General features: G+C 64.7%; 11 protein-coding genes. 3 read left to right on the forward strand and 8 right to left on the reverse strand.

Annotated features, from left to right (window positions below):
• Window positions 1–3: 3 nt before the first annotated feature.
• From IB243_RS14420 to IB243_RS14435, 4 genes are all read right to left on the reverse strand, one after another.
• Entirely contained in the window at window positions 4–873 is an 870-nt protein-coding gene (locus IB243_RS14420) for a carbohydrate ABC transporter permease (protein ID WP_010462252.1), read from the reverse strand.
• On the reverse strand, window positions 863–1,744 hold the full coding sequence (locus tag IB243_RS14425; protein ID WP_035197039.1) for a carbohydrate ABC transporter permease: 882 nt from the start codon (window positions 1,742–1,744) through the stop codon (window positions 863–865). The genes IB243_RS14420 and IB243_RS14425 overlap by 11 nt, the downstream gene beginning before the upstream one ends.
• Window positions 1,745–1,926: 182 nt before the next feature.
• A complete protein-coding gene (locus IB243_RS14430; RefSeq protein WP_010462256.1) occupies window positions 1,927–3,045 on the reverse strand; it encodes a carbohydrate porin in 1,119 nt (372 codons plus the stop codon).
• A gap of 101 nt (window positions 3,046–3,146) precedes the next feature.
• Window positions 3,147–4,397: an ABC transporter substrate-binding protein gene (locus IB243_RS14435; RefSeq protein ID WP_192427881.1), complete on the reverse strand. Its 1,251-nt coding sequence runs from the start codon at window positions 4,395–4,397 to the stop codon at window positions 3,147–3,149.
• A gap of 225 nt (window positions 4,398–4,622) precedes the next feature.
• On the opposite strand from IB243_RS14435, the gene IB243_RS14440 reads away from it, so the two are divergent.
• Together IB243_RS14440 and IB243_RS14445 are read left to right on the forward strand one after the other, a co-directional pair.
• Window positions 4,623–5,339: a response regulator transcription factor gene (locus tag IB243_RS14440; protein ID WP_057229650.1), complete on the forward strand. Its 717-nt coding sequence runs from the start codon at window positions 4,623–4,625 to the stop codon at window positions 5,337–5,339.
• Between the two features lie 161 nt (window positions 5,340–5,500).
• The gene (locus IB243_RS14445; RefSeq protein ID WP_010462261.1) at window positions 5,501–6,895 is read left to right on the forward strand and encodes a sensor histidine kinase; all 1,395 of its coding nucleotides are present in this window, start codon (window positions 5,501–5,503) and stop codon (window positions 6,893–6,895) included.
• A gap of 177 nt (window positions 6,896–7,072) precedes the next feature.
• Here the strand turns inward: IB243_RS14445 and tal are convergent, their stop codons facing one another.
• From tal to IB243_RS14465, 4 genes are read right to left on the reverse strand one after another with little or no spacing between them, the layout of a single operon-like run.
• Window positions 7,073–8,023 carry a transaldolase gene (gene tal / locus IB243_RS14450; protein WP_192427883.1) on the reverse strand — a complete coding sequence of 317 codons (951 nt, stop codon included), beginning with the start codon at window positions 8,021–8,023 and terminating at the stop codon, window positions 7,073–7,075.
• Window positions 8,024–8,030: 7 nt separating this feature from the next.
• Window positions 8,031–9,113, reverse strand: a complete 1,083-nt coding sequence (locus tag IB243_RS14455; RefSeq protein WP_035197148.1) for an ABC transporter ATP-binding protein — start codon at window positions 9,111–9,113, stop codon at window positions 8,031–8,033.
• A 40-nt stretch (window positions 9,114–9,153) separates the two neighbouring features.
• Window positions 9,154–11,394 carry an iron ABC transporter permease gene (locus IB243_RS14460; protein WP_192427885.1) on the reverse strand — a complete coding sequence of 747 codons (2,241 nt, stop codon included), beginning with the start codon at window positions 11,392–11,394 and terminating at the stop codon, window positions 9,154–9,156.
• 13 nt (window positions 11,395–11,407) lie between these two features.
• Window positions 11,408–12,436, reverse strand: coding sequence for an ABC transporter substrate-binding protein (locus IB243_RS14465; RefSeq protein WP_010462269.1), 1,029 nt, complete (start codon window positions 12,434–12,436; stop codon window positions 11,408–11,410).
• A gap of 219 nt (window positions 12,437–12,655) precedes the next feature.
• On the opposite strand from IB243_RS14465, the gene IB243_RS14470 reads away from it, so the two are divergent.
• Entirely contained in the window at window positions 12,656–13,501 is an 846-nt protein-coding gene (locus tag IB243_RS14470) for a MurR/RpiR family transcriptional regulator (protein WP_010462270.1), read from the forward strand.
• The last annotated feature ends 107 nt before the right edge of the window (window positions 13,502–13,608 follow it).

The raw sequence follows: 13,608 nt of genomic DNA on the forward strand, positions 1-13,608 counted from the left end.
TCCTTAACCTTTCACCGCGCCAGCCGTCAGGCCGCGCACAAAAAACTTGCCTGCGAGAACGTAGATCACCATGGTGGGCAAGCCTGCGATGATCGCGGCCGCCATGTCCACGTTGTAGGCCTTCACACTGCTGCTGGTGTTGGCCAGGTTGTTCAGGCCCACGGTCACGGGCTTCGAGTCGGTGCCCGAGAACACCACGCCAAACAGGAAGTCGTTCCAGATGTTGGTGAACTGCCAGATCAGCGTGACCATGATGATGGGCGTGGACAGCGGCAGCACGATGCGCCAGAAGATCTGGAAGAAGCTCGCGCCGTCCATGCGTGCGGCATTCACCAGCTCTTTCGGGATGGCCGCGTAGTAGTTGCGGAAGAACAGCGTGGTGCCCGCCAGCCCCGCCAGGCAGTGCACCAGCACCAGCCCGGTGATGGAGCTCGACAGCCCCAGCCAGCCCAGCACCTGGCTCATCGGCAGCAGCACCACCTGGAAGGGCATGAACACGCCGAACAGCAGCATGCCAAACAGCGCATCGCTGCCCCGGAACTTCCACAGGCTCAGCACATAGCCATTGAGCGCGCCCCACACGGTGGAGATCATCACGGCCGGCACGGCCATGGCCACCGAGTTCAGGAAAAACGGACGCAGTCCGTTGCAGTCGACCCCCGTACAGGCGCTGGACCACGCGGTACCCCAGGCCGACCAGTTCAGCGCGGCGGGCAAGGCCAGCAGCGACGTGCTGCGGATTTCCTCGGCGTCCTTGAACGACGTGACCAGCATCGCATACAGCGGCAGCAAAAAGAAGGCGGTGGCCAGGGCCAGCACCGCATAGACCAGCAGGCGGCCCACGGAAGGAAATACAGAAGGCTTAGCGGTCATGGGGTTTGCTGCGCAGTTCGCTGTACAGGTAGGGGATGACCAGGGCCGCCACGGTGGCCAGCATCATGGTGGCGCTGGCGGCGCCCAGGCCGATCTGGCCGCGCGAGAACGACATGGTGTACATGAACGTTGCAGGCACGTCGGTGGCAAAGCCGGGGCCACCGGCCGTGAGTGCCATCACCAGGTCAAAGCTCTTGATCGCCAGGTGCGACAGCACCATGACGGTGGAGAAGAACACGGGCCGCAGCGCCGGCAGCACGATGCGCCAGTAGATGCGGGGCAGCGAGGCGCCATCGACCTGGGCGGCCTTGATGATGCTGTCGTCGATGCCGCGCAGGCCCGCGAGGAACAGCGCCATCGCAAAGCCCGCGCTTTGCCAGATGCCCGCGATCACCACGCAATAGATGGCCATCTCGGTGTCCACCAGCCAGCCAAATTCAAAATTGGGAAAGCCCCAGTCGCGCACCATTTTTTCAATGCCCAGGCCCGGGTTCAGCAGCCACTTCCAGGCCGTGCCTGTGACCACGAAGGACAGCGCCATGGGGTACAGGTAGATGGTGCGCAGCGCGCCCTCGGCGCGAATCTTCTGGTCCAGCAGCACCGCCAGCACCACACCGATGGCCAGGGACCCGCCCACGTAGCCCACCCCGAAGATGCCCAGGTTCTTGAGGGCCACCCACCAGCGGTCCATCTCCCAGAGTTTTTCGTACTGTGCGAGGCCCACCCACTCGTAGTTGGGGAGCATGCGCGATGCGGAGAGGCTCAACACTCCATTCCAGACCATCAGGCCATAGATGAAGGCAAAGCCCAGAACAAAAGCCGGTGTCACGACCAGCTTGGGCAGCCATGTTTCAAACGTGTTCTTGCTCATGGCCACGGTATGTGTTTGTCATCGTCCTGCACTAGAAAAAGCGGGGGGCACGCAGGAGTGCCCCCCAAATGAACAAAGTAACCTCTGACTAACTCGCTAACTCACTCAACCATTCCATGTCCGGGCCGCAAGGCTTTGCGGGACGAGCGCTCCGCGCTCCCTGCGGCCCGAAGTGGAATCACTTACCACCAGACCTCATATTGCACGCCCACCAGCGTGCGCGAGGTCTTGCCGTTGGCGCCGAACGTGGCCGCATTGGCCACCGCAGCCGCCTGGTTCCAGTTGGCCTTCGTCACATACAGACGCAACTCGGGACGTGACCAGAAGTCTTCCGACAGGGCCAGGGCGCCCGCCAGCGTTGCCTTGGACAGGCGCTGGTCAGGGCCGGTGCCCTTGCGGGTGGTGGTGGACAGTTCCACCAGGCCCTTGAAGTTCTTGGTGAACGCGTACGAACCGCGGCCGCCCAGCGAGAAGTCCTTGGTCTCCACGCCCGTCAGGTCGGCCTTGTTGGTCTGGTAGCCAATGAGGGCCTGGCCACCAAACGGACCGCTTTGCCAGTTGATGGAGTCGGCGATGCGGGTGGCGCGCTTGCCCGCGCTCGTGCCCTCGATGGCCTCGAACTCTCCGTCGATGCGTGCATGGCCCCGCGACGTTTGCAGGTACAGGGTATTGCTGATGCTGGGCAGCAGGAATTCCTTCTGGTTGTGCATGAAGGAGATGCCCGAACCCGAACCACCGTTGACCTGGCCCTTGCCACCCACTGCCGTCAGCAGCACCCGCAGCTTGCCGCCGGGGTTGGTGTTGATCTCCGACAGGTCGGCGTTGATGCGGTGCGCCTTCACGTTGTTGGGCAAGCCACCGTCGAACTTGTCGCCGGTGAACACGCCCACACCCAGCTTCATGCCACCGATCGGCACATCGGTCACACCCGCACCGATGTTGTCGCCATAGTTGAGCAGGAAGTAGTCGACGATGTGCACGTCCTGAATCCGCAGGCGGCGCTGGCCGACCCAGAACTTGGCTTCGGGGGAGAACGAGAAGCCGCTCATTTCCACAAAGGCCTGTTCGGTGCTGATGTCGCCACTGCCCCACTTGGCGGGCATGTAGTTCACCTTCCACTTGACACCGCCGGCTTCAAACCCGCGTGCGAAGTTGACTTCGATGCCGTTGTCGCCCTCATTGCCCAGGCGGTATTTCTGCAGCTCGCCGCCGAGCGAAAGGTTGCCCTTGACGCCGTCGGAGTGGTTGAACACCGGGCCGCCCCGTGAGTAACCGTTGAACTCAAAGCCGGCAACATCCATTGCCATGGCACTACTCATCGCGCATGCGGCGGCCAAAGCCACCGCCGTGAGGCGGTTTCTTTTCATCATGATGGGATCCCTCTAGTGGTGGTTTACTTGGCTTACTTGGTCTTGGCGGCGATCGCGATCTTCTTCATCGCGTCGGCAACGCTCACCTTGTCGTCATTCCAGAACTGGCTGACAACATCCTTGATGGCACCTTCGGTGGCGGGCGCAATCGCCATGCCGTGGGCCACGCTGGGCAGCAGGCTGCCGCTCTTGGCGGTGTCGACGAAGTCCTTGGCCGAGGCCTTGGCGCAGTCGTCGAACTTGTCCATCTTCTGGCCGGCGCGCACCGGGATCGAGCCCTTGTTCAGGTTGAACACTTCCTGGAACTCGGTGCTCATGATGGAGCTGGCCAGGTCGCTCTGCGCCTTTTGGGCGGCGGCATCCTTGAGCTTGAAGAGGATGAACGAATCCACGTTGAAGGTGTACGACGTGGTCGTGCCCGGTGCTGCGGCGCACAGGAAGTCCTTGCCGGGCACCTTGTTGGCCGCCAGGAACTCGCCCTTGGCCCAGTCGCCCATCAGCTGAAAGCCTGCCTTGCCCTGGATCAGCATGGCCGTGGCCAGGTTCCAGTCGCGGCCCGGGGCGCCAGGGTCGGTATACGACTTGATGCGGCGGAAGGTCTCGAGCGACTTCTTCATCGTGTCGCTGTTGATGGCCTTGTCGTCAAGCTTGACCAGTGCGTCCTGGTAGAACTTGGGACCACCGACACCGAGCACCACGGATTCGAAGGTGGTGAAATCCTGCCAGTTCTGGCCACCGTGGGCCACGGGCACCAGGCCGGCAGCCTTGAGCTTGTCGGCCGCAGCAAAGAACTCGTCCCAGGTCTTGGGCATGGCGGCCACGCCAGCCTTCTTCAGGGCCTCGGAGCTGCCCCACATCCAGTTGACGCGGTGCACGTTGACGGGGGCGGCCACGTAGGCGCCCTTGTACTTCATCACATCGGCAACGACCTTGGGCAGCAGCTCATCCCACTTCTCGGCCTTGGCCAGGGTGTCCATGTTGGCCAGCACGCCTTCGGACGCCCACTCCTGGATGGCCGGGCCCTTGGTCTGGGCGGCCGAAGGGGGGTTGCCCGAGATCACGCGGCTCTTGAGCACGGTCATGGCGCTGTCGCCACCGCCACCTGCCACGGCGAAATCGCGCCAGGTGTGGCCCTTGGCCTGCATGATCTTCTTGAGCTCGGCCACCGACTTGGCCTCGCCGCCCGAAGTCCAGTAATGCAAAACCTCGACCTCCCCCGCGCTGGCCGACATCGCTGCCGCCAGGCCCACCGCCACTGCGGCGATTTTTGTCAACTTCCACATACCCTTGTCTCCTCGATGTTTGAATCCGTTGGGTGCGCCGGAATCCGGTGCTGTTCAGCGCAGTCGGTACTTTAATTACAATAATTAATGAACATATCAGGGCTTTCCCGGGTGTGGGTTACATACCAACGCCATTAGCCCGTTATTGAATTACCAACCGCTGCGCGTGCAGGCATTGCCACCCCGCAGGGGCCTTTGGCAGGGTGCTTTGTTATGCTCAATCCCATGGCCACGATACTGATTGTTGAAGATGATGCCCTGCTGCTGGACGCGCTGACTGGCCAGCTCCAGCAGCTGGAATTCGGCGTGCACACGGCCTCCAGTGTGGCCCAGGCCACCACGCTGCTGCAGTCGCAGGCAGTGGACGGCATCATCCTGGACCTGGGCCTGCCCGGTGCCGACGGCATGGAGCTGCTGACCTGGGCACGCACCCACATTGCCGGCCTGCCCGTGCTGATCCTGACCGCGCGCGATGGTGTGGAGGACCGCGTGCTGGGCCTCAATGCCGGGGCCGACGACTACATCACCAAGCCCTTCAACATGCAGGAGCTGCAAGCCCGCCTGCAGGCCATGCTGCGCCGTGCGCGCCAGCCCGCCTTTACCCAGGCCAGCAGCGCCGCAGGCGGCGCCAGCACCACCATCGGCCCCCTGGTGCTGGACCACGCCAGCCATTCAGCGGCGCTCAATGGCGACCTGCTCGACCTCACGCAGCGCGAGTGGGAACTGCTGGAGCTGCTGGTGCACCGCTGCGGCGAGGTCGTCACGCGCGACGATGTGCTGGCCGCCTGGCGCGCCAGCCCCCCGGAACCCGGACAAACCGCCGCGCCCCTGAACTCCAATGCGCTGGAGGTGTATGTGCACCGCCTGCGCAAGAAGCTCGACACCTCGCCGCTGGCCATCCGCAACATCCGGGGGCTGGGGTACATGCTGAACAGGCCATGAAGCCCCCCCTGAGATGCTGCGCATCTTCCCCCCGTGGGGGGGACGCCGCCAGCGCACACAAGCGCAGCGCCGTATCTGCGGCTTGGCGGCCCTTGCGCGGCGGCACTGGCCTCGGTCGCGCCAGTTGCAAGCCGCGTGCCGCTTAATTTTTACGGTCATTCATGCGCCACGTTCCGGGTGTTTCTCTGCAACGCAAGCTGCTGCTGTGGTTGCTGTTGCCGCAGCTGGTGCTGTGGCTGTCGGGCGGGTTTCTGGCTTGGCGCATTGCGCTGCAGAACGGCGAGAAGGGCATCGACCAGACGTTGACCCAGTCCGTGCGTGCGCTGGCGCGGCAGATCAAGCCCATTGGCGACGGGCTGCTGGTGGACTTCCCCAAGGCTGCGCAAGACATCCTGGAGCAGGACCCGGCCGACCGCATCACCTACATGGTCTCGTCCCCGCCCGGCCGCTTTTTGCTGGGCAACGCACAGCTGCCCGCGCCCCCACTGGTGGAGGTGGCTGTGGGCGAGGCGTTTTTGTACCAGGCACGGGTGGACGACAAACCCGTGCGCGTGGCCTTGCTGGACGTGGACTACGGTACCGCCTCCACCCGGCAGCGCCTGCGCGTGCAGGTGGCCCAAAGCCTGACGGTGCGCGAACGCATTGCGCGCGAGCTGCTGGAACAAATGGTGTTCCCCATGGGGCTGATGGGGCTGGCCCTGAGCGCCGTGGTCTACGCGGGTGTGCTGCGCGGCCTGCAGCCCCTCAAACGCCTGGAGGCCCAGATCGAACGGGCCGGCGCCCTGCCGCAGGCCGGCACCACGCCGCTGCCCCCCATCGAGCTGACCTCAGCCCCGCAGGAGGTGCATTCGCTGGCCAGCACCATCAACCGGCTGCTGGAGACCGTGGCACGCGGCCAGCAGAAGGAAAAACGCTTCCTGAACGACGCAGCGCACCAACTGCGCACACCGCTGGCCGGGCTCATTGGCCAGACCGAGCTGGCCCTGCACGAAAGCCACGAGCCCGCGGTGCAGGAGCGGCTGCACAAGGTGCTGTCGGCCGCACAGCGCAGCGCCCACCTGGTGCACCAGCTGCTGCAGCTGGCGCGCTCGGAATCGAACGTGGAAATGCAGACCATCGACCTCGGCAGCCTGGCCCGCGAAGTGGCCCGTGAATGGGCGGCCCGCGCGCTGGCGCAGGGCATGGACCTGGGCTATGAGGGCGACGAGCGGCTGGCGGTACAAGGCCATCCGCTGCTGCTGCGCGAGGCGCTCAACAACCTCATCGACAACGCACTGCACTATGCAGGCGAAGGTGCCACCGTCACGGTGCGCGTGGGCCACGAGGAGCCCGGGCGCTGGGCCCTGCTGGTGGTGGAGGACGATGGGCCGGGCGTGCCGGCCGAGCACCTGGGCGATCTGTTTGCACGCTTCTGGCGCGGATCGGACAAGGCGGGCGGGTGTGGGCTGGGCTTGTCGATCGTGGAGGAGATTGCGCTGCGGCACGGCGGCCGGACGGTGGCCGAGGGGATCGTGCCGAGGGGGTTGCGGGTGGGGATGCGGCTGCCCGCGGGGTGATTTTTTGGTGTTTTTGGAGCCTGGCGCTTGCTGAACAAGCGCCAACAGCTATTGTTTTAATAGCGGTTGGTTCTCGCGCTTGCCATTCGGGCGGAGGAAACCACAGAGCTATAAAAACAATAGCGGCTGGCGCTTGCTACACAAGCGCCAGCCGCCTAAACACTAAAAATTCCGACCTCAAGCCACCAGGATCAGCTTCTCCAGCTTCACGGCATCCACCGCAAACGCCCGAATGCCTTCGGCCAATTTCTCCGTCGCCATGGCATCTTCATTCAGCGCAAACCGGAACCCGGCCTCGTCATAGTTCACCGCAGGCAAGTCCATCCCCTTCGCCGCATCGGCATTGAGCGCCCGCTGCAACGGCGCGTCGCTCGCGGCCAGCTGGGCCAACAGATCGGGTGCGATGGTCAGCAAGTCGCAACCCGCCAGCGCCGTGATCTGCCCCACGTTGCGAAAGCTCGCGCCCATCACCTCGGTCGCAATGCCAAAGTGCTTGTAGTGGTTGTAGATCTGCGTGACCGATTGCACGCCCGGGTCGTTGGCCCCGGCGCGCGCGGCCTCATCCCAGCTTGCGCCAGCCTGCTTCTTGTACCAGTCGTAGATACGGCCGACAAACGGCGAGATCAGCTGCACCTTGGCCTGGCCGCAGGCCACGGCCTGGGCGAACGAGAACAGCAGCGTGAGGTTGGTGTGAATGCCCTTGCGCTCCAATTGCTCGGCAGCCTTGATGCCTTCCCAGGTGGCGGCGACCTTGATCAACACGCGGTCGATGTGGATGCCTTCGGCCTGGTACAGCTCAATGATGCGTTCGGCGCGGGTCACGGTGGCGCTGGTGTCAAAGCTCAGGCGGGCATCGACCTCGGTGGAGACCCGGCCCGGGATGGTGGCCAGGATTTCGCGGCCGAAGCGCACCAGCAGGCGGTCGATGATCTCGTCCATTGGCCGGCCCCGGAACTGCGCCACGGTGTCTTGCAGCAGCGGCGCGTACTCGGGCTTTTGGACAGCCTTGAGGATCAGCGAGGGGTTGGTGGTCGCATCCTGGGGCTGGAACTGCGCCAGTTGCTTGAAGTCGCCGGTGTCGGCAACCACGGTGGTGAACTGTTTGAGGGCGTCGAGTTGGTTCGTCATGGCGCCATTATTCCGCATCGCGCTGAGCGCCTTCGGTACTACCAACCACCGATACGCCGTGCGCACCCAGGCTCAGCTGCACGTCGTCACCCACAGACAGCACATCGTCCAGGTCGGACGACACCACAAAGATGCTGCCCAGCGCCGTCTCGAAGGTGTATTCGTGCACCGCGCCCAGATAGGCCAGTTTGTCCAGCCGGGCCGGCAGCAGGCCTGCGCCTTGGCGGTGAATGCGCCAGGCCTCCGGGCGCACCGCCACCTTCACTGCCCCGCTGCGCACCGCCATGCGGGGGCGCAGCACCAGCGGCCCGAGCGAGACCGAACCATCGGCCTGTGCGGTAGCCGGGAACAACATCGCCTCGCCCATGAAGCCCGCCACGAATTCGCTGTGGGGTGTCTCATACAGCGCGCGGGGCGTGCCCTTTTGCGCAATCAGCCCCTGGTTCATCACGATGATCTGGTCGCTCACGGCCATGGCCTCGGCCTGGTCGTGCGTGACGTAGGCCACCGTCAGCGACAGGCGCTGCTGCAGCGCGCGGATTTCCTCGCGCATCTCGCGGCGCAGGCGGGCGTCCAGGTTGGACAAGGGCTCGTCGAACAGCAGCACTTCGGGCTCCAGCACCAGCGCACGCGCCAGCGCCACCCGCTGCTGCTGGCCGCCCGAGAGTTCGCTGGGCAGGCGGTCGTCATACCCCACCAAGCCCACGCCGCGCAGGGCCTCCACGGCCTTGGTGCGGGCCACGTCCTTGGGCTGGCCCGACATGCGCAGGCCGTACATCACGTTCTCGACCACGTTCATGTGTGGAAACAGCGCGTAGCTCTGGAACATCATGCTCACATTGCGCTGCGCGGGGCCCAGCGTGGTCACATCCTTGCCGCCAATCAGGATCGTGCCGGAGGTGGGCGACTCCAGCCCCGCGATCATGCGCAAGGTGGTGGTCTTGCCACACCCCGAGGGCCCCAGGATGGTGGCCAGCGTGCCACGCGGCACTTCGAAGTTGATGCCTTTGACGGCCAGACCCGCCGAGGGGTCGCTGCCATAGCGCTTGGTAATGTCGCGAAAAACGATGCCTGCCGCGTTGTCGTTCATATCGAACTCGATTCCTGTGTGCAAGAGAAAGATCAAAAAATCAGTGCGCCACGCGCGCGGCAGCGCCACGCCGGCCCAGCTTGCGTTCCCCCACCACCAGCTGGATCAGCCCGATGGAGGCGGACATCAACACGATGAGCACCGTGCAGTACGCCAGCGCCACGCCATAGTCGCCATTGCCCACGCGACCGATGATGTAGGTCGTTGCGAGTTCGTTCTCGGCTGTGACCAGGAAGATCACCGCGCTCACGGTGGTGATGGCACGCACAAAGCTGTAGACCAGCGCTGCCACCAGGGCGGGCTTAAGCAGCGGCAACACCACATGGCGCAGGGTCTGCACGCTGCCCGCACGCAGCATGACGGACGCCTCATCGAGCGAGCGGTCCAGCTGCTTGAAGGCCGCCGTGCCCGCCCGCACGCCCACCGGCAGGTTGCGGAACATGAAGCACAGCACGATGATGAGCGCGGTGCCCGTCAGCTCGAACGGTGGCACGTTGAAGGCCAGGATGTAGCTCACGCCCAGCACCGTGCCCGGTATGGCAAACGCGAGCAGCGCCGCAAATTCAAACGCGCCCTGCCCCCGGAACTCGGTGCGCGCCAGCAGCCACGCAATGCCGATGCCCAGCGTGGCCGTGAGCGGCGCCGAGATGGCCGCCAGCTTGACCGTGGTGAAGAACGAGTTCCACGCCGTGCCTGCCCACACCACGCCGAACTGGCCCCATTCCACGTTGAACGCGGTGCGAAAGTGCGCCAGCGTGATGGTGTAGTCGCGCCCCCAGGTCTGCACAAAACCACCGGCCAGCGCAAACAGGTAAACGATGAGCGTGAACGCCATCCAGGGCAGCGCAATGGAATGCACCACACGCCGCACGCCCGCAGGTAGCGGCATGGCAATGCCCGCGTCGCCCTTGCCCGACACGGTGGTGAAGTTCTGCTTGCCCAGCAGGCCACGCTGGATCGCAAACACCGTGAGCGCAAAGAACGTGAGGATCCAGGCCAGCGAGGCCGCACGCCCCTGGTCGTACTGCGCGCCCACGATGGCAAAGAAGATTTCGGTGGACAGCACCGAGAACTGCCCCCCCACGACGATGGGGTTGCCGAAGTCGGCCATGCTTTCGATGAAGCCCACCAGAAACGCGTTGGCCAGGCCGGGCTTGAGCAGCGGCAAGGTCACGGTCATGAAGGTGCGGTGCGGGCTGGCGCGCAGGGTTTGCGCGGCCTCTTCCAGGCTGGGCGCCACGCCCTGCACCACACCGCGCATGATCATGAAGGCGATGGGGGTGAACGCAAAGGTCTGTGCCACCCAGACGCCAAACCAGCCATAGAACCAGCGCGTGGGCGTGATGCCAAAGGCGACTTCCAGAAACTGGTTGAACACCCCGGCGCGGCCAAACAGCAGGATGAGCCCCAGGCCCACCACGAACGGCGGCGTGATGATGGGCAGCAGCGCCACGATATTGAGCGGGCGTGCATAGCGGCGCGAGGCGCGCTCGGCCATCAGCGCCATGAAGCTGCCCAGCAGCGTGGTGCTGGTGGCGGTCATCAGCCCCAGGAACAGCGTGTTCCAGGCTACGCCGCAACGCGGCCCCCCGGCCAGGCACGACAGGCCGAAGTTGCGCTCGTGCGCAATGCGCTCCCACACCACGGCCAGCGAGAACGGGCCGTCTTCGAGGAAAAACGCGGCCGACAGCGCCTTGAGCACCGGGAACACGATGAACAGCGCCAGCAGGCTGCCACAACCCAGCACGGCCGCCGCCACGAAGAGGTCGCCCTTGAAGAAGCCGCGCCGCGCGACGCCAAACGCCAGCAGCACCAGCAGCGCAGAGAGCACCACAAACCCGCCCCAACCCATGCCGGGCTGGCGCGCACCCAGTTCACCCAGACTGGTGTTCATCCATTCAAAGGCCCAGCCGCGTGCGCCAATCGCAAAACCGCTGAGCAACAGCGCCAGCAATCCCAGCGCGCCACCGACAGCCAGCACTGCGCCTTGCTTGCGGCCCGCCGGCAGGCAGGCGCCCAGCCCGGCCACCGCCAGTCCGACCAGGCCCAGCCACAGCCAGGACCGGCCAAACAGTGCCGCCTGCATCAACCCATTGCCCGCCTGTTCGCTGCTGAAAACCTGGCCCACCGCAAGGAGGCCATTGGCGTCCTGCTGCGCATACCAGGGGAACACGAGATACCCCAGCACGCCCACGACCAGCCAGACCCACAGGGGCCGGTTGACCGCAACGCCCGTCGCGTTGGTTCGTGGGGTTGCGTACGCCGCCGTTGCTACCGACATGATGGTGGGTTCCTCAGCGCGCTGCGTTCTGGACTTCTTTTTCCCAGCGCGCAATCAGGCGCCGGCGCTCGGCACTCGCGCCGTATTTGGCGTAGTCGTAGTTGATGAGCTTCATCTTGGCCGGATCGGTCATGCGCGGGTCCTTGGGCACCAGCGTGTTGCTGGGCAGCTGGAACTGCTTGGCTGCCAGGCCAAACTGCTGGCCACCAGGGGTCAGCGCCCATTCGTAGAACTTCTTGGCGGCCTCGGTGTTGGGGCTGTTCTTGACGATGCTCATCGAACCCACCTCGGCGCCCGTGCCTTCCGAAGGCGTGATTGAGCCCACCGGAAAGCCGTTGACCGCCTCGGTGGTCACGTCGTGCACGAAACTCACCGACACCGTGGTCTCGCCCCGGGCTGCCGCCTTGACAGGCGCCGTGCCCGAACGCGTGTAGGTGCTCACGTTGGGGTGCAGGGCCTTGAGGTATTCAAACGCCTTCTCCTCGCCCATGATCTGCACCAGCGTGGCGATCATGGTGTAGGCCGTGCCGCTGGATGCGGGGTTGGCCATCTGCACCTCGCCCTTGAACTCGGGCTTGAGCAGGTCGGCCCACGACTGCGGCGGGTTGAGCTTGCGCTTGGCCAGCAGCTCCTTGTTGTAGCCAAAACCGAGCGGGCCCAGGTACACCCCGACGGTGCGGTACTTGGAATCGACCGCCTGCTTCTGCGCCCAGGGGTGCAGCTGCGCAAGCTGGGGCGACTTGTATTCGAGCGTCAGGCCTTGCTCGGCGGCCTGCAGGTGCGGGTCGCCCGTGCCGCCAAACCAGATGTCGGTCTTGGGGTTGGCGCGCTCCGCGTTGAGCTGCGCCAGCGCCTCGCCCGAGCCCTTGGCCGCCATGTTCACCTTGGTGCCCGTGGTCTTGGCATACACGGTGGACATCAGGTTGCACCATTCGGCCTGCACCGAACAGATGATGTTGACCTGGCCCTGGGCCCAGCTGCCGGAGGTGGCAGCCAGCAGGGCCGCACCGGCCAGTAGATTCGTCAGCAAAGGTTTGCGCATGGAAGGCTCCTCAGTATCTGGATAACGTGATGCAAGGATGCTAGCCCGCAGGCCTGCCAAGGGTCAGGGGGGAAACTCCCAGGCCCGGTGCAAGCGGGATGAAAGGCAGGGATAGCGCCCTCCCCGCCACGTTGGGAACCAAGTTACATTAAGAACGGCTGACCCAACCTGTTCGAAGGCCTCACCTGAGCAGCCCGCGCTGCACACCCTGACTGAGACATGCTCGACCGCATCACTGCCTCCCTGCCTTCACTGGCCCCCGCCGAACAGCGCGTCGCCCGGCTGGTGCTGACCGACCCGCGCACCTTTGCACGCCTGCCCGTGCGCGAACTGGCCGAGCGCGCACACGTGAGCAAGCCCACGGTGGTGCGCTTTTGCCGCAGCATGGGGTATGACGGGCTCGCGGATTTCAAGCTCAAGCTCGCGGGCAGCGTGAGCGAGGGAGTGCCCTTCATCCACCGCAGCGTCGATGCCGACGACAAGACGGGCGACGTGCTCGTGAAGGTGGTGGACAACGCCGTGGCCGCGTTCCTGCAATACCGCAACGCCGCCAGCACCGTGGCGCTGGAGCGCGCGGCCGAATGCATTGCCGCCACCTGGAAGACCGGCAAGCGCATCGAGTTCTATGGCGTGGGCAATTCAGGCATCGTGGCCCAGGACGCACAGCACAAGTTCTTTCGCCTGGGCGTCACGTCAATTGCCACCAGCGATGGCCACATGCAGGTGATGAGCGCCACGCTGCTCGGCCCGGGCGACTGCGCCGTGATCATCTCCAACTCCGGCCGCACCCGCGACCTGATGGACGCCGCCGACATCGCGCGCAAGAACGGCGCTACCACCATTGCCATCACCGCCAGCGGTTCACCCCTGGCCAGCACCTGCCAGATCCACCTGGCCGCGGACCACCCCGAGGGCTACGACCGGTACAGCCCCATGGTGTCGCGGCTGATGCACCTGATGATCATTGACGTGCTGGCGACCTGTGTGGCGTTGCGCATCGGCAGCTCGCTGCAGCCGATCCTGCAGCAGATGAAAGAGAACCTGCGGGCGAAGCGGTACGCGTGAATTTTGGATTTTTTGGGCTCTAGCGCTTGTGTGAAAAGCGTTGATAGCTACCAAAACAATAGCAAATCTCACACCCCGTATCACTGCATCTTTCAGGTTGTTCCATC

The sequence above is a fragment of the Acidovorax sp. ACV01 genome (assembly GCF_014851495.1).
Taxonomy (GTDB): Bacteria; Pseudomonadota; Gammaproteobacteria; order Burkholderiales; family Burkholderiaceae_C; genus Acidovorax; species Acidovorax radicis.

Coding starts and splice junctions, on each gene's coding strand:
- IB243_RS14460 (WP_192427885.1), bottom strand. CDS start 11,394: ATGTCGGTAGCAACGGCGGCGTACGCAACCCCACGAACCAACGCGACG.
- IB243_RS14465 (WP_010462269.1), bottom strand. CDS start 12,436: ATGCGCAAACCTTTGCTGACGAATCTACTGGCCGGTGCGGCCCTGCTG.
- IB243_RS14440 (WP_057229650.1), top strand. CDS start 4,623: ATGGCCACGATACTGATTGTTGAAGATGATGCCCTGCTGCTGGACGCG.
- tal (WP_192427883.1), bottom strand. CDS start 8,023: ATGACGAACCAACTCGACGCCCTCAAACAGTTCACCACCGTGGTTGCC.
- IB243_RS14470 (WP_010462270.1), top strand. CDS start 12,656: ATGCTCGACCGCATCACTGCCTCCCTGCCTTCACTGGCCCCCGCCGAA.
- IB243_RS14425 (WP_035197039.1), bottom strand. CDS start 1,744: ATGAGCAAGAACACGTTTGAAACATGGCTGCCCAAGCTGGTCGTGACA.
- IB243_RS14430 (WP_010462256.1), bottom strand. CDS start 3,045: ATGGATGTTGCCGGCTTTGAGTTCAACGGTTACTCACGGGGCGGCCCG.
- IB243_RS14445 (WP_010462261.1), top strand. CDS start 5,501: ATGCGCCACGTTCCGGGTGTTTCTCTGCAACGCAAGCTGCTGCTGTGG.
- IB243_RS14420 (WP_010462252.1), bottom strand. CDS start 873: ATGACCGCTAAGCCTTCTGTATTTCCTTCCGTGGGCCGCCTGCTGGTC.
- IB243_RS14455 (WP_035197148.1), bottom strand. CDS start 9,113: ATGAACGACAACGCGGCAGGCATCGTTTTTCGCGACATTACCAAGCGC.
- IB243_RS14435 (WP_192427881.1), bottom strand. CDS start 4,397: ATGTGGAAGTTGACAAAAATCGCCGCAGTGGCGGTGGGCCTGGCGGCA.